We start from the raw sequence: 21,169 nt of genomic DNA on the forward strand, positions 1-21,169 counted from the left end.
TGCAGCTAAGACATATAGCTTCAGTTTGCATTGTGACACCTCTAACGTTTTTCTTTATTATACCATTACGAACAGGAAACATTCATTTTTGGAATACCACTATTTCGATGAGAAGTGGGCTTAAACAAAAAGTTCCTTGAAAAAGGTTCAGATTATTGAAAACTTGCTTGAAATCGTGTTTCTCATGTGATTTTATGCTATTATAAACCTTAATGCCACTTAAGAAGGAGAGCTTTACATGAAACGACATGAAGCACGCGAAAAAGCGTTGCAAGTTTTGTTTCAGCTAGACAATACGGATCTAACAGTTGAAGAAGCAATGGGCCATATTAAAGGTCAACCTACCAATGCCTTCTACGAAAAGATCGTAAATGGAACAGCTGAACATTTGGAGGAAATCGATGCTACATTAGAACAGCATCTTGAAAAGTGGTCACTTGCCCGTCTACCCAAAATTGAAAGAACGGTTTTACGTTTAGCTGTATATGAATTGTTATACATGCCAGAAACACCAAAAAGAGTAGTACTAAACGAAGCAATCGAGTTATGTAAAACATTTGGCGATGATAGTTCATCTAAATTCGTCAATGGTGTACTTTCTAAATTTACAGAACAAGAATAATGTGTTGAATTGGAAGGAGTAACGAAGGTTTATGTCAAGTGCAATTATTAATGGTAAAGAGATTGGTCAAGAAATTCGTAATGCTGTAGCAGAGCGTGTCATTCGTTTAAAAGAGCGAGGATTGACACCTGGTTTAGCGGTTGTGTTAGTTGGAGACAACCAGGCATCAGCTACATATGTGAGAAATAAACAAAAATCTTGTGAAGCGATTGGTATGTTTTCAGAACTCATTAAATTACCCGAAGAGACAACGCAAGAGGAATTACTAGCACAAATTGAGCTTTTAAATCAACGTGAGGATATTCATGGTATTTTAGTTCAATTACCACTCCCAAAACATATTGATGAGGATACAGTCATTGCAACGATTGCTGTCGAGAAGGATGTCGATGGATTCTCACCTGTAAGCGTTGGGAAAATGATGCTTGGCCAAGAAACATTTTTACCTTGTACACCGTTTGGCGTGATGAAGCTTCTTGAGTATTCAGGAATTGAAATCGTAGGAAAGCATGCTGTAATCGTAGGTCGTAGTCATATCGTTGGTAAACCAATGGGACAACTACTTTTACAAAAGGATGCAACGGTAACCTATACACACTCTAAAACGCCAGATTTACCTTCATTTACAAAACAAGCAGATATTTTAATTGCAGCAGTTGGTCGTGCAAACTTTATTACGAAAGAGCACGTGAAAGAAGGGGCTGTTGTTATTGATGTAGGCATTAATCGCGATGACAACAATAAATTATGCGGTGACGTAAACTTTGCAGAAGTAGATGGGATTGCGTCTCATATTACGCCTGTACCAGGTGGTGTAGGACCAATGACCATCACAATGTTACTATTCAACACAGTGCAAGCAGCTGAAAATACGCTTGCAAAATAAAAAACCTTTTGAAGAAAGTCATCTCAACATTGTGTGAGGTGACTTTTTTGTTGTGTAAATTCAGAACTTTTCTCCGATTATGTCGTCTAATGTAACGTTTGGGACATACATACTGAGGAGGAGGTTTTTATGGAAAATATCGATATTATGTTAATTGTCAAGCATATCATTATTGGACTTGTCCAAGGTTTTACAGAGCCAATTCCTGTATCGTCGAGTGGACATGTAATGATTGCTAGCGAAATGCTGGGACTAGGTGAACAAGGTTTTACTTTTGCCATCTTAACCAATACAGCTTCGTTACTTGCTATTATGTATATTTATCGTGAGGATATTGTTCGTCTAATCAGTCATTTTTTTCTTTACTTGAAAACTAGAGAAAAGCGGTATAACGCAGATTTTCGCTTTGCGCTCTATATTGTCATCGGTTCAATTCCTGCTGGCGTTTTAGGGGTGTTATTAAGTGATGTTATTGCAGATAACGTAAGTATGACGACGATTGCGCTCATGCTATTTGTGACAGGGACTGCATTATGGTTAATTCGTAATATGCGTGGCAAGAAGAAAGATGCAGATTTACGTGCTAAAGATGCCATCATTGTAGGGCTGGGGCAAGCAGTTGCTTTAACGCCAGGCATTAGCCGTTCTGGAGCTACGATTATTTCCGCCATAGCAGTAGGGATGAAGCAGGATACAGCCTTACGTTTTTCCTTTATGCTTTATATTCCTGTAAGTTTGGGTGGGGTAGTCCTTGGCATTACAGATTTTTTAGACGAGCCGAATAAAGGTGCCTTAGCTCTTCCATATGCCGCCACTTTCTTGGCAACACTCATTATGACTTATTTTGCGATGCGTTGGTTTATGGGCATTATGAAAAGTGGCAAACTTAGCTACTTTACGTATTATTGTTTTATTGTAGGAACTCTTTTATTACTATTTTATTAAAATATAAAGTCTCATAACGTATGAAGTTATGGGGCTTTGTTTGTTATTTGTCATAATATACGATTTCTAATAGTGAGAACGTGTAGGAATGTGTTATAGTTGTTTTTCGATAGAAGAAAGACAGTCATTTTTTCTATCGAAACTGCATTTTGGCACGTCAACGACTGCAAAAAATGTTATGATAGGTGTAGTTTTGTGAAAAACTTGATTTTAGTAAAGGAGCCGAAAACATGTCCTCTGCTTCTTATTTAACAGTAAAAGCGTTAACAAAATATATTAAACGAAAATTCGATGCAGATCCACATTTGCGTGAAGTGTATGTAAAAGGTGAATTATCAAATGTGAAAATTCATCAATCCGGCCATATTTACTTTACATTAAAGGATGATGGTGCCCGAATAGCTGCGACGATGTTTAAAGCAGCGGCTACCAAATTAGCGTTTGAACCAAAGGAAGGTATGCAAGTATTTATCCGAGGGGATGTAAACGTTTACGAAGGCTATGGAACCTATCAGCTATATGTACAGGAAATGCAACCGGATGGCATTGGTAGCTTATTTGTTGCCTTCAATCAATTAAAAGAGCAATTACAAAAAGAAGGTCTTTTTAAACCTGAGTGGAAGCAACCGATACCAAAATTTCCTGAAAAAATTGGTGTGCTCACGTCAACAACTGGTGCAGCTATACGGGATATTTGTTCAACCTTAAAGAGGCGTTACCCACTTGCTGAAATTTTGATTTATCCAACACTTGTACAAGGAGCTCAGGCTGCACCGAATATTGTGCAAAATATTCAACGTGCTAATCAAGAGGCAAGCTGTGATGTGTTGATTGTCGGGCGAGGAGGAGGCTCCATCGAGGATTTATGGGCTTTTAATGAAGAAATTGTGGCAAGAGCTATTTTTGAAAGCCGAATTCCTATTATAAGTGCGGTTGGCCATGAAACAGATACAACGATTGCCGATTATGTAGCCGATTTACGTGCACCTACTCCAACAGCTGCTGCTGAGTTGGCTGTGCCCGATCAAGCGGATCTCTACCAACGCGTGCTTACGCAGAAATCACAGCTACATCAAATTGTTAGGTCGCAACTTATGGCAGAGCGACAACGTCTAAATAAGCTCCAGCAGTCTTATCCATTGTCAATGCCAGAAAGACTTTATCGACCTTTTACAGAAAGATTGGCACAGCTTGAGTCAGGATTACAGGCAGCAATGCAAGTGAGCTTGATGAAAAAAGCTGCACAACTTCAACAATTACATAGTACGGTGGAGCAACATTCACCCAAAAAGGCACTTGCTTTTCATCAGAGAGAGCTTGAAGCGCGCGTTCAACAATTATCACGTGCTACAACGTATTATGTGGCAAAAAAGCAACAACAATTTGAGTCAACCGTTAGAACATTAGAAGCTTTAAATCCACTGTCCATTCTAACAAGAGGATTTACAGTAGCATATAAAGATCAGCAAATGATCAAATCATCCACTGAGGTGCAAAAGCAAGATCAACTGACACTGACTTTCCATGATGGAAAGGTTGTGGCTAACGTGACGAATATCTTGCCAAAGAATGAGGGGGAATTGTTGTGACTGAAAAACAACAAACATTTGCAGAAGCCATGACGGCACTAGAAGAAATCGTTCGCCAGTTAGAACAGGGTGATGTGCCATTGGAAAATGCGATTGATTTATACAAGCAAGGAATGGAGCTATCAAAGTTTTGCCATAGTAAGCTGCAACATGCTGAGGAGCAGCTTGTATCAATTGTCCAAGAGACTGGTGAAACAACAGCATTTGATCCACTAAAGGGAGAGAATTAGGAAATGAATGAGCCATTAAAGTACTTTATTGAAAGCAATACACCACAAATTGAAGAGATGATGTTTGCACTTGTTGAACAAATTGATGCACCAGCAGATTTAAAGGAATCCATGCTTTATTCATTAAAGGCAGGGGGTAAACGAATTCGTCCGCTTTTTGTGTTAGCGGTACTAGAGCTTTACCGTGAAAATCTTCAGGACGGTTTGATTGTCGGTTCGGTTATTGAAATCATTCACACATATTCTTTAATCCATGATGATCTACCAAGCATGGATAATGATGATTTTAGAAGAGGCAAGCCAACAAATCATAAAGTTTATGGAGAAGCGCTGGCTACGCTTGCTGGTGATGCATTAAACACACTGGCATTTGGCATTTTAGCACGCATGGATATCTCTGCTGAAAAGCGTATTGAGCTAGTCCAGTTGCTAAGCGTTGCAGCAGGTGCAGAAGGCATGGTTGGTGGTCAAGTACTAGATATGGAAGGGGAGCAACGTCAGCTTAATTTAGCTGAATTGGAACAAGTCCATGTCAATAAAACAGGTGCTTTATTGCGTTTTAGTATTGAAGCGGGAGCCGTACTTGCAGATGTATCAGCACAAGACCGTGCTACATTGAAAGAATATGCGCACCATATTGGTTTAGCTTTCCAAATTCAAGACGATATTTTAGATATTGAGGGAACGACTGAAGAACTAGGAAAAACAGCTGGAAAAGATGTCGCTAGTGATAAAAGCACTTATCCAGCACTCTTAACCCTAGAGGGAGCAAAAGAAAAGCTTTCTGAGCATTATCAACATGCCATTAACGCACTCGATCAATTACCAATAGATGTCAGCCTATTACGTGACTTTGCTGCTTATATAGTTCATCGTAAAAACTAAGAGAAAATCAAGGCGTTGAAGGAAAAGAATATGCTAGAATAGGTGGGAACGTTTGCAATATGTAAACAATGAAGTGCTCGTACTTTTAGCATATTGATAACACTGCTATAATGGTGGAAACACAATTGCGGTGAATATTTTATTGAAAAGGTGTGTGAGAAAGGTGGATTTAAATAAAATAACTAGTCCATCCTTTTTAAAAAACTTAAATAAGAAGGAGCTTGAGCAGCTTGCCCAAGAAATTCGTACCTTCTTAATCGAAAAATGTTCTGTCACAGGTGGGCATATCGGGCCGAATTTAGGCGTAGTTGAGTTAACGATGATGCTGCATAAAATGTTTGACAGTCCTAAAGATAAGTTTTTGTGGGATGTTGGCCACCAAGCTTACGTGCATAAAATTTTAACAGGTCGTGCGAGTCAATTTGACACACTACGTCAGTTCAAAGGGCTTTGTGGATTTCCGAAGCGCGTGGAGAGTGAACATGATGAGTGGGAAACAGGTCATAGCTCGACATCTTTATCAGCAGCCATGGGTATGGCAGCAGCACGTGATATAAAAAAAGAAAACAACTTTGTTATCCCTATTATTGGTGATGGGGCTTTAACAGGTGGTATGGCACTTGAGGCATTAAATCATATTGGCCATGCAAAAACAAATATGATTGTCATCCTCAATGATAATGAAATGTCGATTGCACCAAATGTTGGCGCATTACACAATGTTTTAGGTCGTCTACGTACAGCCAAGGAGTATTCAAAAGCCAAGGAAGAGCTGGAATCACTTATTAATAAGATTCCAGTATTAGGTGGAAAGCTTGCCTCTACTGTTGAACGCGTAAAGGATAGCTTAAAATATTTAGTAGTATCTGGTGTGTTTTTTGAGGAGCTAGGTTTTAAATATCTTGGTCCAATTGATGGACATGATTTTGAAGCGCTTGAAATGACATTATCACATGCGAAAAAAGTAAAAGGGCCAGTCCTTGTTCATGTTATTACGAAAAAAGGAAAGGGCTATAAACCAGCCGAGGATGATACAATCGGAAATTGGCATGGAACAGGTCCTTATAAAATTGAAAATGGTGCCTTTGTGAAGTCTGAGACTACTGGACCAGCTTGGAGTAGTTTAATTGCTGAGACGGTTCGTAAAATTGCTCATGAAAATGAGCGAGTGGTAACGATTACACCTGCCATGCCTGTAGGTTCAAAGCTACAAGGTATTCAAAAGGACTTCCCAAATCGTTTCTTTGATGTAGGGATTGCGGAGCAGCATGCGGCAACGATGGCTGCAGGATTAGCTACGCAAAAGATGAAGCCATTTTTAGCGATTTATTCTACGTTCCTGCAACGTGCATATGACCAAGTATTGCATGATATTGCTCGCCCGAATTTAAATGTCTTTATTGGTATTGATCGGGCTGGTTTAGTGGGAGCAGATGGGGAAACACATCAAGGTGTATTTGATATTGCTTTCCTTCGTCATATTCCAAACATGACAATTATGATGCCAAAGGATGAGAATGAAGGGCAACATATGGTAAAAACAGCAATTGATTATGATGGTGGTCCTATTGCACTTCGTTATCCACGTGGTAATGGAATTGGTGTGCCATTAGATGATGAGCTTATAGCTTTACCAATTGGTAGCTGGGAAGTTTTACGTGAGGGGAAAGATGCATCTATTTTGACATTTGGAACAACTATTCCAATGGCAATGGCTGCTGCTGAAATGCTTGCGCAACAAGGAATCGATATTGAAGTGGTCAATGCTCGCTTTATCAAACCGATGGATGAGGATATGCTACACCGTATATTATCTAGTCAAAAACCGATTTTAACAATTGAAGAAGCTGTTCTACAAGGTGGATTTGGAAGTGGTGTATTAGAGTTTGCTCATGACCACGGCTATTTAAATGCACTAGTTGATCGAATGGGCATCCCAGATCAATATATTGAGCATGGCAACGTAGATCAGCTACTCGCAGAAATTCATATGACAGCAGAAGATACGGTTGCACGTATGCATGTATTACTTCAACAAAAACAGCAAGTGGGTTTGAATAAATAATGACAAAACAACCAAAAGAACGTGTAGATATTTTACTTGTAGAGCGTGGACTATGTGAAACAAGAGAAAAAGCAAAACGGTCCATTATGGCAGGCCTTGTCTTTTCAAATGAAATACGAATTGATAAGGCAGGCGAGAAAATTGCCGTCGAAGCACCGCTACAAGTAAAGGGCTCAGATTTAAAATATGTGAGTCGTGGAGGCCTTAAATTAGAAAAGGCGCTACAAATTTTTGATATGTCTGTAGAAGGGAAGCTAATGCTTGACATTGGCTCCTCTACAGGTGGCTTTACAGATTGTGCCTTACAACATGGTGCAAGACATTGCTATGCACTAGATGTTGGCTCGAACCAATTAGCATGGAAAATTCGCTCTGATGAACGAGTGACAGTAATGGAGAAAACGAATTTTCGCTACACCACGGCAGCTGATTTATCAGAAGGTTTACCTGATTTTGCAACAATCGATGTTAGCTTTATTTCGTTATCACTGATTTTACCAGTATTAAAAACATTATTGCTGCCAGGCGGGGATGTTATGGCATTGGTGAAACCTCAGTTTGAAGCTGGGAAAGATAAAGTAGGTAAAAAAGGAATCGTTCGTGATAAAAAAGTACATTTAGAAGTTTTGGAAAAAACGGCTGCAATGGCAACTGAGGTTGGTTTTGTAGTAAAAGATGCTTCATTCTCTCCAATCACAGGTGGAGAAGGAAATATTGAATTTTTATTCCATTTAGTGAATCCTATTGGACAAGAAGTGCTACCTGCATATACAGCTTTTAATGCACTCGTTGAAGAAGCGCATAATTCATTAAAATAACACGTGCTCGCTTATAGAGCCGTGTTTTTTCTTGTGCTTTTTTGTTGAAAATGGTAGTGTGATTATACACATATACAATTATTTATAAGAGGTGATTTCGTTGAATAAGGGACAACGACATATACGAATTCGGGATATTATCGCCAATCATGAAATTGAAACACAAGATGATTTAGTCGATTTTTTAAAAGAAGCAGGCTATAATGTGACACAAGCTACAGTATCACGAGATATTAAAGAGCTTCATTTAGTAAAAGTACCATTACAGGATGGGCGTTATAAATATAGCCTACCCGCAGATCAACGTTTCAATCCAGTCCAAAAATTACATCGTGCATTAGCGGATGCTTTTGTAAGTATTGATGGGGCATCACATTTTTTAGTCATGAAAGCTCTTCCTGGGAATGCGAATGCCATTGCTTCCCTACTTGACCATTTAGATTGGCCGGAAATTTTAGGTACAATTTCTGGAGATGATACCATTTTAATTATTTGTCGAAATGAAAATGAGCGTGAAAATACAAAAAATCGTTTATTAGACATGCTATAAAAAATGGTTAATTTGATTTAGAGGTGACAATTTGTGTTAAGAGAGCTTAGTATTCGAAACTTTGCCATCATTGAGGATTTGACTGTCAGCTTTTTAGAAGGCTTAACAGTTCTCACTGGGGAAACAGGTGCCGGAAAATCTATTATCATTGATGCGGTGCATTTACTTGCAGGAGGACGAGGCAACACTGAATTTATTCGTCATGGCGCAAGAAAAGCAGAATTGGGTGGCTTATTTCAAATTTCGAGTTCAGTTCATCCTGTTCTGAAAAAGTTAGAAGAAGCAGGCATTGAAATAGAAGAAGATACAATTATTTTACGTCGTGATTTGAATGATACCGGTAAAAGTATTTGCCGAGTGAATGGTAAGCTCGTGCCTTTGTCGGTACTAAGAGACATTGGGGCAAGTCTCATAGATATTCATGGCCAACATGAAAATCAAGAGCTAATGGATGAAAAGCAGCACATCAATTTGCTTGATCAGTTTGCAGAAGAAGAGCTGTCGCCGATTCAAAAAAACTATCGCGCCCAATATGATGAATACCGTTTGCTCAAAAAAGACTTAGCTTCTATATCCATTGATGAGCAGTTGATGGCACAACGTATCGATTTGTATCAATTTCAAATTAAAGAGTTGGACGAAGCTAATTTAAAGTTAGGTGAGGAAGACGAGCTTCTAGACGAACGCCGTCGTTTGATGAATTTTAATAAAATTTTTGAACGTTCTAGTGCAGCCTATGAAGCCATTCAGGGCGAAACGAAAGGGCTTGATTGGATCGGAACAGCAATGGGTGCTTTAGAAGATGCTGCAACGGTTGATGAGCAATTCAAAGAATCATCTGAGGCAGTGACAACTGCGTTTTATGCATTACAGGATGCAGCCTATCAGGTCAAAAATGTGTTAGATGAATTGGAATTTGACCCTGCACGTTTAAACGAGGTTGAGCAGCGTTTAGCGTTGTTGCAAACTTTAAAACGCAAATATGGTACGACAGTGGAAGAGATCTTGGCTTATTATGAAAAAATTAAAAACGAGTTAAATGAGCTGTTGAATCGTGATGAGATTTTGCAGGTGAAAGAACGACGTGTGATAGAGATGGAAGCTGTACTCAATGAGCTGGCTAGTGAACTTTCAACTGTACGTAAAGCTGCAGCACAACAATTGAGTGAAGCAATTATGGCAGAGTTACGTGAATTACATATGGAAAAAGCAAAATTTATTGTCAATTTCGATGAATTACCCTATTTTGATGCCAATGGGAAAGATCAAATTATCTTCTACATTTCCACAAACGTTGGGGAACCACCAAAGTCTTTACCGAAAATTGCATCAGGTGGAGAATTATCACGAATGATGCTAGCGTTGAAAACCATTTTCTCTTCTTCCAATGGAATTACTTCCATTATCTTTGATGAGGTGGATACAGGTGTCAGTGGTCGGGTTGCGCAGGCGATTGCAGAGAAAATTGCCGCGATTTCTGTTAATTCTCAAGTTTTATGTATTTCACATTTACCTCAAGTTGCAGCGATGGCTGATCATCATTACTTCATTAAAAAAGAAGTCGAGCATGATCGAACGTTTACTTCCTTATCAGAGATTGATCAAGATGCTCGTATAGAGGAAGTTAGCCGTATGATGTCTGGAACGGAAATTACAGCGTTGACACTACAGCATGCCACGGAGCTTTTAAAAATGGCAGATGAACGAAAAAAACAAATGCGTTAACCATTATTCCAGAAACAGTTTCAGCTGTTTCTGGCTTTTTTCATTTTGCGCAAATATTTACCGCTTATAAGAACGTCACAACAACACATAGTAAAAAGACAAAAATGAAAAGGAGGTGTCGTATGAATCGTCATTGGCGTCAATTAGTCATTTTGCCTATGCTCATCTTTTTATTAGTGTTGCCTATACAAGCTTTAGCCGCCAAAAAGCTTATACCAATGGGCGAAGCAATTGGAATTCAACTTCAATTGTCCCATGTATTTGTCGCACACGATGTACTGTTAGCTTCCAATCAGTGGATGAAAGGAGGCGCTGTTATTGAAAAAATAAACGATATACCAGTAAAATCTCTTGCTGATGCCAAGCAGGCTGTGGCAAAAGATGGCCAACAGACATGGACGATCAATAGTGAAGGCCAACAAATTACATTGGAATTACAAAACCAAGAAGCAGAGCATGTCATTTCCTTTTTAAAAGATGAAACAGATGGAGTAGGAACACTGACTTATATTGATCCAGAGACAAAAAATTACGGTGCACTAGGTCATCAAATTGTCGATTCAACCCTACAAGAAGCCCCTGTTTTTAGAGCTGGCTCCATTTTTTTAGCTTCTATTCAGCAAATCCGAAAAAGCACACCAGGCCAACCTGGCTATAAAATTTCCTCCATTGAAAAGCATCAAGAACGTCTAGGTAGTATAGATAAAAATACTATTTATGGTATTTTTGGCCGCTGGGAAGACGGTTATCAACAAAGATTACCCAAAGCGATAGAAATTATGCATGAAAAAGATATAAAAACGGGGAAAGCTGAAATCTATACAGCCATTGAAGGCAGTAAGGTGGAAACCTTTTCAATAGAAATTACCAAAGTGGAAAATGAACGCCTTGAATTTATAGTATCTGACGAGAAGCTCATTGAAAAAACAGGTGGCATTTTGCAGGGAATGAGTGGCAGTCCTATTATCCAAGACGGTCGTTTTGTCGGTGCTGTGACACATATGTTTGTGGAGGAGCCGAAAAAAGGTGCAGCGCTAACAGTAGCGGAAATGTTAAGAAGGTCTTCATAAAAAGGTATGAAAGGTAAAAATCCGTTTAATTTTCCCCAGGCAGGACAAAAGCCGCGGGAAACTACACGGATTTTTTACCCTTATTTCATCGAATCCAACATGTATTTCCGGTAATTTCCTGAAGAAGGCATGATATTTAAAAAAACTGTAGTTTTATCTACTAAATTTATCTAAAATAAGTTATAAGAGCATTCGACAAGTCGCGTCATTTAGCGTAACTTGTCGATATTAAAAGAAAGTATCGGACTACATACTCATTTTTGGAAATAGAAAAGGTTTTTAAAACAAAAATGTCGAAAATTCCACAGTGTGCCAAAAACGGCATTTAGGGGTTTAGGTTATCGCTTTGAGGTGTTCAAAGCAAGTCCAGAAGGAGGAATTGAAATGACAAAGGTAAAAGTAGCGATTGCAGATGATAATCGTGAGTTATTAAAAACAATGGAGCAGTATTTTCAAGGACATGCCGAAATAGAAATTATTGCAACTGCTTCAAATGGAAAAGTATGTCTACAAATGCTTGAGGAATTTACACCAGATATTTTACTTCTAGATATAATAATGCCTCATCTTGACGGTTTAGCTGTATTAGAGTCCATGTATCAAAATGAGAAAATGTCATCAATTCAAGTCATTATGCTAACGGCTTTTGGCCAAGAGGATGTCATGAAACAGGCGGTGGATTTAGGAGCTTCTTATTTCATGCTAAAGCCCTTTGAATTCGACCAATTGGTACAAAAGATTTTACATTGTGCTGGACAGAAGGCGACACTTCCGAAAAAGACAAGCGTATTACAACCGACAGTACCTCAAAAATTAAATCAGCATCAATTAGACAGTACGATTACAGCCATCATCAAAGAAATCGGTGTACCTGCACATATTAAGGGCTACTCCTATTTGCGTGAAGCCATTCAAATGGTCTTTGAGGATATTGAATTATTAGGATCTGTGACAAAAATTTTATATCCAGAAATCGCTAAAAAATTTAATACGACACCATCCCGCGTGGAACGTGCGATTCGTCACGCCATAGAGGTAGCCTGGAATCGTGGCAATTATGAATCCATTTCGTCAATGTTTGGCTATACAGTCCATCACTTGAAATCCAAACCAACAAATAGCGAATTCATCGCCATGATCGCAGACAAAATTCGTATTGATATGATGGCTAGCTAGTACCGATATATATCATTAACATATACAGCAATTATACTTCGCATAGTATAGCGCCTTTTTAAATCTATAGTTTAAAGGGGCGCTTTTTTTGTTACTTGAACAAATACTGTGGAAATTTCTGTGGCTGACCTTTAACATTGAAATCGTTAAAAGAACGTCAAATCAGCTAAAAATACGCGATATATACATGTATAGTGGATTTAACGTCATATTCTAAAGATGAAGAGTAAATCATTTGAGACCTTTCTACAAACTTATAGTAGGTGATTACAATAAAAAGTATAAATTTTCAATTAGAGGGAATGAATTCGCTCGAAATCACACAGATAACAGAAGAGCTATTTGAGGTGCGTTTAGCATTCGATGGTAAAATAAGTATGCAATATATGAATCGACAGCAATTGATACAACTAGGTTCTACTTTCCGAATTGAAAGGAATATCAATACTTTGTTGGTTAAAAAGACCTATTTAGACCTATAGTTTAGTGGGAAGCACCCGTGGATACCTGTACTTGGAAGATGATATATTCAAAATAGCCTGATGGAATTACTTTGAATTTATCGGTAATTTTAATAAAAAAACTCAAAAACAAACAATTTATTAGTACTAAATATCTATAATCTATTAGCGTAAATAAAATATTGTCTTATATTTTAATGATTAAGTGGTACTATTTTCTTTCTCGGTAGTGACAATGGTCTCTAAACAAATGTAAGTGGATTGTATATACTTACATATAGAGGGAAGGAGGAGGTAGCTTGATTCTAGTTCGAAATGAAAACTTCGAAATTTCTGAGGAAAATGGCAAGGTATTTATGCTTACTTTTAGCGCAGGTTTCCCATTAAAAGAATTTGATAGCATCCTACGTAGTCATCCACGACTGAAATTATCTAATTTTTCAATTTTAAAAAATGTGTTATCAACCCAGAATACCAATCCTGTTGAAATTGGACGCTGGCTTCCGAACATTGAAGCAGAAGTGGCACGTGATAAGATGTCAGCCTCTGTTTTTATATATGAAACGCATGATTATATTCAAAATAATAAAGAAAAATTAACACAACAAATTCGAGAAACACTCAATGAAAATGGAATTATACATGGCATATTAGATTTTGATATATTGAAGGCTGAACCAGGAAAAGCATTCTTAATTGCTCAAGGTGAGCAACCAATAGCAGGAATAGATGCACAAATTACATACTTACCTAAACCCGAGAGAAAGCCAGTCATTCGTGAAGACGGTAAAGCGGATTACTATGATATGAATTTTATTTCGGAAATTTCAGAAGGCTCTTGGCTAGGTGAAAAGATTCCTGCTACATTAGGTAAACCAGGGAAAAATGTGCTAGGTCAAGAAGTTGCTGCTGTACCTGGACGAGATTATCCTATCAAATATGATACAAAATCTGCCTATGAAGTGGAAGAAGACGGAAAAATCGTCATTCGCTCGAAAATTGCTGGCGTTTTAGATGATGTCAAAGGCATGATAGGTGTAAACAGGCACCTTCCTATAAATGGTGATGTAGGAGTTGAAACAGGTAACCTTGAATTTAATGGTTCACTTAGTATTAAAGGTACAGTAACAAATGGCTATACAGTTATTGCGACTGGCGATATTTCCATTGAAGGGGCTGAGGGTGTAAGCGGTGCCAAGCTTATTAAATCCATTGAGGGTGATGTATATATTCGTGGGGGCATCTTTGGGCTTGGTTCAACAGTGGTAGAAGCAGGTGGCAATATATTTGTTAAACATGTAAATGAAGCAAATTTATTTGCAGCTAATAGTATTCATATTGGTTTTTACGCACTAGGTTCACAACTTTCTGCTCATTCGATATATGTGGATGAACGAAAAGGTAAAATTATTGGGGGACGTGCAGTAGCTAAAAATACGATTGTTACGGCCATTTCAGGAAACCGATTAGAGCGTCGAACAGATTTAATAATAGAAAGTATTAATAAGCAGGAAAATAACACCGTGATGCAGGAAAAAGCAGCACAGCTAAAACAATTGCAAACAGAGATTTCCGCACACGAGAATAGCATGAAAAATTTATTACCTTTTCTCAATCAAATGTCCAAAGAACAATCAGCGTCATTTGAGGTAACAAAACAAGCCTTAACTAAATTAAAGGCTGAAGCGATTACATTAGATCGTGAAATAAAACTATTAATGGATGAAATGCGTCATGTAGGGAAAGAAGAGATTATTGTGACAAAAGAGGCGCACCCTGGAACTTATATTCAAATTGGTAGAAAATCATCTTTATTAAGCAAAATGACGAATGGTAAATTCCTACTAGAATTTGGTGAGTTAAATGTCTAAGGCAGCTTTTATCCCTGTTTTTGCACATCGAGGTGCTTCTGCTTATGCATTAGAGAATACCTTTCAAGCTTTTGAAAAGGCATTAGAGCTAGGTGCTGATGGGATTGAACTAGATATTCAATTCTCAAAAGATGGATTACCTGTAGTGTATCATGATCCACAATTATCGAGGTTAGTAGGCACCAATAAATTGGTGAGCGATTGTACGATGGAGGAGCTTCTGCGCTTTAAACTTGGCAAGCCTTGGAGACGTCTATTTTCGTCCTATAAAATGCCAGCGTTTGAGGCAGTTTTAGCATGGGCAAATATACAGCAGATGCCGTTGAATATTGAATTAAAATCAACGATCTTGGACAATAAGAGTGGGCTAATTCATTTTCTTGGAGGCTTGGCTCTGCCAAAAGGTAGTCATTTTTCATCCTTTCACTATGAGCTTTTAGAGATCGTAAAAAAGCATAGACCTGAATTTGAAACGGCCCTTATTGCTACGAAAAAAATAAAATGGGATCTTCTAGCTGATTATAAAGCGGCTGATAGTGTGCATATGCATAAAAGGTACTACAAACCAAGATATTTGGAGGCCTGTGTTACAAGTGAAAAAGCATGTCGTTTTTATGCTATTGATGGCACGGAACCATTTTTAACTAATCCGCACCCTTCTGTTATTGGTTGGATTACGGATTATCCTGATAAAGTTATCACATCTCAGCAGCGGGTATAAAAAGAGCTATCCAGTAAGTCTTGCATGACTTATTTGGATAGCTTTTTTTATTTTTTTTGGAAGCGTGGTGCTACTTTTCCGTTTTTTCGATCGCGATGCAGTAAAAATCCAGCGAAAAACCCAAAGCCTATGACGAAGAAAATGACACCAACTACAAATTGCAACCATAAAAATGGGAATGGTGAAATGAGCTTACCAAATAATGTATCACGCATAAATTTAATGCCACCTGCAGCCATAAGACCTGGAATAAGCATTACAATAAATGCAGCTAAACGGGCCATGTATACCCCTCCTTATTCCTATGATTAATTTTACCTGTGGATGGGGGAATGTCAAGGAAGGGTATAAACCAATATAATATTTTTAGCTAAAAACGTGACAGGACAGAAAGTAGCGATTGTAACTGAATGTTTAGAAAATTCTTACTTAAATAAGAATATGTAATAATAGTTGCGAAATTGTGAATTTGTCAGTATTGTAAAAATAAGTGGAGCAATATTATCCATTACTAAACAATTTCTTCTTTGAGTATTAGGGTCTAAACACCTACTACCGAATAGGAGCTCAGAATTTGCTGAGTGAGGACGCTATGAAGATTAGATTGTTAGATAAAACTTGATTGGATGGGCATTTGGGGATGCACTTTCCAAAGCAAAGGGGCGAGTTTCATGGAAATCTTCAAGTATATGGAAAAGTATGATTACGAACAATTGGTATTTTGCCAAGATGAAGCATCAGGGTTAAAAGCGGTTATCGCTATCCATGATACAACACTTGGACCAGCACTAGGTGGAGCACGTATGTGGACGTATGCGTCGGAAGAAAATGCAATTGAAGATGCATTACGTTTAGCACGAGGAATGACTTACAAAAATGCTGCAGCTGGTTTAAACCTTGGCGGTGGAAAAACGGTCATTATTGGTGACCCATTTAAAGATAAAAACGAAGAGATGTTCCGTGCGTTAGGTCGTTTCATTCAAGGATTAAATGGCCGCTATATTACAGCTGAAGATGTAGGTACAACGGTATCAGATATGGATTTAATCCATGAAGAAACAAATTATGTAACAGGAATTTCTCCTGCATTCGGTTCTTCAGGTAACCCATCTCCAGTAACAGCTTATGGTGTTTACCGTGGTATGAAGGCAGCTGCAAAAGAAGCATTCGGTTCAGACTCACTAGAAGGATTAAAAGTTTCTGTACAGGGTCTAGGAAATGTAGCCTACAAGCTTTGCGAGTATTTACATAATGAAGGGGCAAAACTTGTTGTAACAGATATCAATCAGGCAGCTATTGATCGAGTTGTTAATGACTTCGACGCGATTGCAGTGGCACCAGATGAAATCTATGCGCAAGAAGTAGATATCTTCTCACCTTGTGCATTAGGGGCAATTTTAAATGATGAAACAATTCCGCAATTAAAAGCGAAAGTGATTGCTGGTTCTGCAAATAACCAATTAAAAGATTCACGTCATGGTGACTACCTACATGAATTAGGTATCGTCTATGCACCAGATTATGTAATCAATGCTGGTGGCGTTATTAACGTTGCGGATGAATTATATGGCTATAATCGTGAACGTGCAATGAAACGCGTTGATGGCATTTATGATAGTATTGAAAAAATCTTTGCTATTTCAAAACGAGATGGCATTCCAACATATGTGGCAGCGAACCGCTTAGCTGAGGAACGTATCGCTCGCGTAGCAAAATCGCGCAGCCAATTTTTAAAAAATGAAAAAAATATTTTACACGGTCGCTAATTTAGACAGTTGATACATGAAGAGAAGTCGCATTGTCGACTTCTTCTATTTTCAACAAGAAATTAGGGCTTTAATGAAGTAAAGCTAAAGTTTTTCTAAAGCACTGACTGTTAAAAAAATCACTTGGTTATTGTTTAATAGAATCCTTTAGCACTTTTCTCAATAGGGGGAATAAACATGGCTCAAAATTATGATGTTGTCATTTTAGGTGGAGGTACAGGTGGATATGTTGCAGCCATCCGAGCTGCTCAGCTAGGCTTAAAAACAGCCATTGTAGAGCGTGAGCGTTTAGGAGGTACATGCTTGCATAAAGGCTGTATTCCAAGTAAAGCGTTACTCCGAAGTGCCGAAGTATATCGTATGGCTAATAAAACAGCTAGCGAATATGGTGTCGATATTGAAGGTGTAACATTACAATTTGACAAAGTTCAAGCTAGGAAACAAGCAATCGTTGAGCAATTAAGCCAAGGTGTGAATACACTGATGAAAAAAGGCAAAATAGATGTTTATCATGGTACAGGGCGAATTTTGGGTCCATCTATTTTCTCACCTATGCCTGGTACAATATCTGTAGAAATGTCCAATGGCGATGAAAATGAAATGCTTGTGCCTACGAATGTTGTCATTGCAACGGGCTCAAAGCCTCGTGGTATGGCAGGGTTAGCGATAGATGGGCAATATGTGCTGAATTCAGACCACGCATTACAGTTAGAAAGTTTACCAAAGTCACTACTAATCGTTGGTGGTGGTGTTATTGGAATTGAGTGGGCATCTATGCTATGCGATTTTGGTGTATATGTAACAGTAGTAGAATATGGTCCATCCATTTTACCAGCTGAAGATGCGGACATCGTTAAAGAAGTGACGAAACAACTTGAGAAACGAGGCGTTCGTATTGTTACGAATGCTCGCTTAGATACAAATACATTCAAAATTGAAAATGATAACGTTTTCATTTCTGCGCAAGTGAATGAAAAAGAAGAAGTTTTTGAGGCTGATAAACTATTACTTTGTGTAGGACGTGAGGCGAATACGCAAGGTATTGGTCTAGAAAATACAGAGATTGAAGTGGAAAATGGCTTTATTAAAGTGAATGGTTCCTATCAAACGAAAGAGTCTCATATGTATGCCATAGGAGATGTGATTGGTGGCTTACAATTAGCGCATGTTGCTTCTCATGAAGGGCTTTCAGCTATTGAGCATATAGCAACAGGGAAAACCGAGACATTGGATGCACTAAAAGTACCGAAATGTGTTTATTCCTATCCAGAAGTTGCTAGCATTGGATTAACAGAAAGTGCTGCTAAAGAACAAGGATTTTCATTAAAGATTGGTAAATTCCCGTTTAAGGCCATTGGTAAAGCATTAGTAAATGGAGAGACAGAAGGCTTTGTCAAAATTATTGCTGATGAAGAAACAGATGATATTTTGGGTATTCATATGGTAGGGCCTCATGTAACAGATTTAATTGGTGAAGCATCCTTAGCAAAAGTGTTAGATGCAACACCATGGGAAATTAGTCAAGCAATTCATCCACATCCATCCTTAAATGAGGTGTTAGTGGAATCTGCTCTAGCAGTGGATGATCGCGCTATCCATTTTTAATTTTCTGAATTTCATAACTAACATATCCAAATGTGGGGATATAGGATAAGATAGTTATTTCTCTATAATACGAAAGGGGTGTTCGTATGCAAGATGTTCAAATCAAACATGAAGATTTAGGTTTGTCAAATGAAGATGTACTTGCTATGTTCGAAACAATGTTAATGGCCAGAAGACTAGATGAGCGTATGTGGTTGTTAAACCGTTCTGGTAAAATTCCGTTTGTAATTTCCTGTCAAGGTCAAGAGGCGGCACAGGTTGGAGCAGCCTTTGCACTGGATAAAAGTAAGGATTATATTGCACCTTATTATCGTGATATGGGTGTTGTTTTACATTTTGGTATGACACCAAGAGAACTGATGCTATCTGCGTTTGCTAAAGCAGAAGATCCAAACTCTGGGGGTCGTCAAATGCCAGGCCACTTTGGTCAAAAGAAAAATCGTATTTTAACAGGTTCATCTCCTGTTACGACTCAAGTTCCACACGCAGTGGGCGTTGCACTTGCAGGACGTCTACAAAATGAAGATTTTGTTTCTTTCGTTACGCTTGGTGAAGGTTCATCCAACCAAGGAGACTTCCATGAAGGAGCGAACTTTGCAGGTGTGCATAAGCTACCAGTCATTATTATGGTAGAAAACAATCAATATGCGATTTCTGTGCCAGTAGAGCGTCAGCTAGGCTGTGCAAAAGTATCTGATCGTGGGATTGGCTATGGAATGCCAGGAGTGACCGTGGATGGGAAAAATCCGTTACAAGTGTATAAAGTGGTGAAAGAGGCTGCAGATCGTGCACGTAATGGGGAAGGTCCAAGCTTAATCGAAACAGTCACTTATCGTTTAACAGCCCATTCTTCAGATGATGATGACCGTCAATACCGTACGGCTGAAGATATTGCAGAAGGCAAAGCAAAGGATCCAATTGTATTATTTGAAAAGTATTTAATGGATACTGGCGTGATGACTGACGCGATACGTACTGAAATCGAAGAGCGTGTTATGGCAGAAGTAAATGAAGCAACTGATTATGCTGAAGCGGCTCCATATGCACAACCAGAGCATGCACTTAAATATGTTTATGCACCAGTGGACGGAGGTGACATGTAATGGCAGTAATGTCTTATATTGATGCGATTACATTAGCAATGAAAGAAGAGATGGAACGTGACGAACGAGTTTTCATTTTAGGAGAGGACGTTGGTCGTAAAGGTGGTGTATTCAAAGCCACTACTGGGCTATACGATCAATTTGGTGAATACCGCGTGCTTGATACACCGCTTGCAGAAAGTGCAATAGCTGGTGTGGGTATTGGTGCTGCGATGTACGGTATGCGTCCGATTGCTGAAATGCAATTTGCTGATTTTATTATGCCAGCTGTCAATCAAATCGTCTCAGAGGCAGCCAAAATTCGTTACCGTTCTAATAATGACTGGACTTGTCCAATGGTCATCCGCGCACCTTTTGGCGGAGGTATTCACGGGGCACTTTATCATTCACAATCCGTTGAAGCACTTTTTGCTGGTACACCTGGTTTGAAAATTGTCATTCCATCAACACCGTATGATGCAAAAGGCTTATTGAAAGCTGCTATTCGTGATGAAGATCCAGTATTATTTTTCGAACATAAACGTGCCTATCGTTTAATTAAAGGGGAAGTACCACTAGATGATTACACATTGCCAATTGGTAAAGCAGATGTAAAACGTGAAGGAGATGACGTGACAGTCATTACCTATGGTTTAGCAGTCCACTTTGCTTTACAAGCGGCAGAACGCCTAGCTGCGGATGGTATTTCCGCTCATATCCTTGACTTGCGTACAGTTTACCCTCTGGATAAAGAAGCGATTATTGAGGCTGCAAGTAAGACAGGTAAAGTATTGCTTGTCACAGAGGATAATAAAGAAGGTAGTATCATGAGTGAGGTTGCTGCAATTATTGCAGAACATTGTTTATTTGAGCTTGATGCACCAATTCAACGTCTAGCGGGACCTGATGTGCCAGCCATGCCATATGCACCAACGATGGAGAAATATTTTATGATTAATCCTGATAAAGTGGAACGTGCTATGCGAGAACTTGCTGCGTTCTAATAGATTACAACAAGGCTGAATGAAAAAATAAAAGCCTCAGACGGAACAACAGATTTTGACTTTGCACATATGAAAGTCAAAATCTGTCTAAATGCCTG

At 38.6% G+C, this 21,169-nt stretch carries 19 protein-coding genes; 18 read left to right on the forward strand and 1 reads right to left on the reverse strand.

Annotated features, from left to right (window positions below; genetic code table 11):
* The first annotated feature begins 238 nt into the window (after window positions 1-238).
* The 14 genes from nusB (at window position 239) to VK91_RS09410 (ending at window position 15,614) form a co-directional block, all read left to right on the forward strand.
* Window positions 239-622: a transcription antitermination factor NusB gene (gene nusB, locus VK91_RS09345; protein WP_004231146.1), complete on the forward strand. Its 384-nt coding sequence runs from the start codon at window positions 239-241 to the stop codon at window positions 620-622.
* A gap of 31 nt (window positions 623-653) precedes the next feature.
* Entirely contained in the window at window positions 654-1,508 is an 855-nt protein-coding gene (gene folD, locus VK91_RS09350; RefSeq protein WP_048392293.1) for a bifunctional methylenetetrahydrofolate dehydrogenase/methenyltetrahydrofolate cyclohydrolase FolD, read from the forward strand.
* A 129-nt stretch (window positions 1,509-1,637) separates the two neighbouring features.
* The gene (locus VK91_RS09355) at window positions 1,638-2,453 is read left to right on the forward strand and encodes an undecaprenyl-diphosphate phosphatase (protein WP_048392294.1); all 816 of its coding nucleotides are present in this window, start codon (window positions 1,638-1,640) and stop codon (window positions 2,451-2,453) included.
* Window positions 2,454-2,683: 230 nt separating this feature from the next.
* A complete protein-coding gene (gene xseA / locus VK91_RS09360; protein ID WP_048392295.1) occupies window positions 2,684-4,042 on the forward strand; it encodes an exodeoxyribonuclease VII large subunit in 1,359 nt (452 codons plus the stop codon).
* Window positions 4,039-4,272 (forward strand): exodeoxyribonuclease VII small subunit, encoded by a 234-nt coding sequence (xseB, locus tag VK91_RS09365; protein ID WP_008179899.1) that lies wholly within the window; start codon window positions 4,039-4,041, stop codon window positions 4,270-4,272. Before xseA ends, xseB begins: the two co-directional genes overlap by 4 nt.
* 3 nt (window positions 4,273-4,275) lie before the next feature.
* A complete protein-coding gene (locus VK91_RS09370; RefSeq protein WP_048392296.1) occupies window positions 4,276-5,157 on the forward strand; it encodes a polyprenyl synthetase family protein in 882 nt (293 codons plus the stop codon).
* Window positions 5,158-5,320: 163 nt separating this feature from the next.
* Window positions 5,321-7,222 carry a 1-deoxy-D-xylulose-5-phosphate synthase gene (gene dxs, locus VK91_RS09375; protein ID WP_048392297.1) on the forward strand — a complete coding sequence of 634 codons (1,902 nt, stop codon included), beginning with the start codon at window positions 5,321-5,323 and terminating at the stop codon, window positions 7,220-7,222.
* On the forward strand, window positions 7,222-8,040 hold the full coding sequence (locus VK91_RS09380; protein WP_048392298.1) for a TlyA family RNA methyltransferase: 819 nt from the start codon (window positions 7,222-7,224) through the stop codon (window positions 8,038-8,040). The genes dxs and VK91_RS09380 overlap by 1 nt, the downstream gene beginning before the upstream one ends.
* A gap of 100 nt (window positions 8,041-8,140) precedes the next feature.
* Window positions 8,141-8,590 carry a transcriptional regulator AhrC/ArgR gene (ahrC, locus tag VK91_RS09385; protein WP_004231170.1) on the forward strand — a complete coding sequence of 150 codons (450 nt, stop codon included), beginning with the start codon at window positions 8,141-8,143 and terminating at the stop codon, window positions 8,588-8,590.
* 33 nt (window positions 8,591-8,623) lie between these two features.
* The gene (recN, locus tag VK91_RS09390; RefSeq protein ID WP_048392299.1) at window positions 8,624-10,315 is read left to right on the forward strand and encodes a DNA repair protein RecN; all 1,692 of its coding nucleotides are present in this window, start codon (window positions 8,624-8,626) and stop codon (window positions 10,313-10,315) included.
* A gap of 122 nt (window positions 10,316-10,437) precedes the next feature.
* Window positions 10,438-11,385 (forward strand): SpoIVB peptidase S55 domain-containing protein, encoded by a 948-nt coding sequence (locus VK91_RS09395; protein ID WP_048392300.1) that lies wholly within the window; start codon window positions 10,438-10,440, stop codon window positions 11,383-11,385.
* A gap of 384 nt (window positions 11,386-11,769) precedes the next feature.
* A complete protein-coding gene (spo0A, locus tag VK91_RS09400) occupies window positions 11,770-12,561 on the forward strand; it encodes a sporulation transcription factor Spo0A (RefSeq protein ID WP_016993890.1) in 792 nt (263 codons plus the stop codon).
* 760 nt (window positions 12,562-13,321) lie between these two features.
* Window positions 13,322-14,893, forward strand: a complete 1,572-nt coding sequence (locus tag VK91_RS09405; RefSeq protein WP_048392301.1) for a DUF342 domain-containing protein — start codon at window positions 13,322-13,324, stop codon at window positions 14,891-14,893.
* Complete coding sequence (locus VK91_RS09410) at window positions 14,886-15,614, forward strand: glycerophosphodiester phosphodiesterase (protein WP_048392302.1); 729 nt, start codon at window positions 14,886-14,888, stop codon at window positions 15,612-15,614. The genes VK91_RS09405 and VK91_RS09410 overlap by 8 nt, the downstream gene beginning before the upstream one ends.
* A gap of 47 nt (window positions 15,615-15,661) precedes the next feature.
* Here VK91_RS09410 and VK91_RS09415 read toward each other — a convergent pair whose 3' ends face one another.
* Window positions 15,662-15,898 carry a DUF2627 domain-containing protein gene (locus VK91_RS09415; RefSeq protein ID WP_004231186.1) on the reverse strand — a complete coding sequence of 79 codons (237 nt, stop codon included), beginning with the start codon at window positions 15,896-15,898 and terminating at the stop codon, window positions 15,662-15,664.
* A 387-nt stretch (window positions 15,899-16,285) separates the two neighbouring features.
* Between VK91_RS09415 and VK91_RS09420 the strand changes: the two genes are divergently transcribed.
* From VK91_RS09420 to VK91_RS09435, 4 genes are all read left to right on the forward strand, one after another.
* Window positions 16,286-17,380 carry a Glu/Leu/Phe/Val dehydrogenase gene (locus VK91_RS09420; protein ID WP_048392303.1) on the forward strand — a complete coding sequence of 365 codons (1,095 nt, stop codon included), beginning with the start codon at window positions 16,286-16,288 and terminating at the stop codon, window positions 17,378-17,380.
* A 177-nt stretch (window positions 17,381-17,557) separates the two neighbouring features.
* On the forward strand, window positions 17,558-18,985 hold the full coding sequence (gene lpdA, locus VK91_RS09425; protein ID WP_048392304.1) for a dihydrolipoyl dehydrogenase: 1,428 nt from the start codon (window positions 17,558-17,560) through the stop codon (window positions 18,983-18,985).
* A gap of 86 nt (window positions 18,986-19,071) precedes the next feature.
* Window positions 19,072-20,088, forward strand: a complete 1,017-nt coding sequence (locus VK91_RS09430; protein ID WP_048392305.1) for a thiamine pyrophosphate-dependent dehydrogenase E1 component subunit alpha — start codon at window positions 19,072-19,074, stop codon at window positions 20,086-20,088.
* A complete protein-coding gene (locus VK91_RS09435; protein ID WP_016993882.1) occupies window positions 20,088-21,071 on the forward strand; it encodes an alpha-ketoacid dehydrogenase subunit beta in 984 nt (327 codons plus the stop codon). The genes VK91_RS09430 and VK91_RS09435 overlap by 1 nt, the downstream gene beginning before the upstream one ends.
* Window positions 21,072-21,169 lie beyond the last annotated feature (98 nt).

This window comes from Lysinibacillus sp. LK3, assembly GCF_001043675.1.
Classification (GTDB): domain Bacteria; phylum Bacillota; class Bacilli; order Bacillales_A; family Planococcaceae; genus Lysinibacillus; species Lysinibacillus capsici.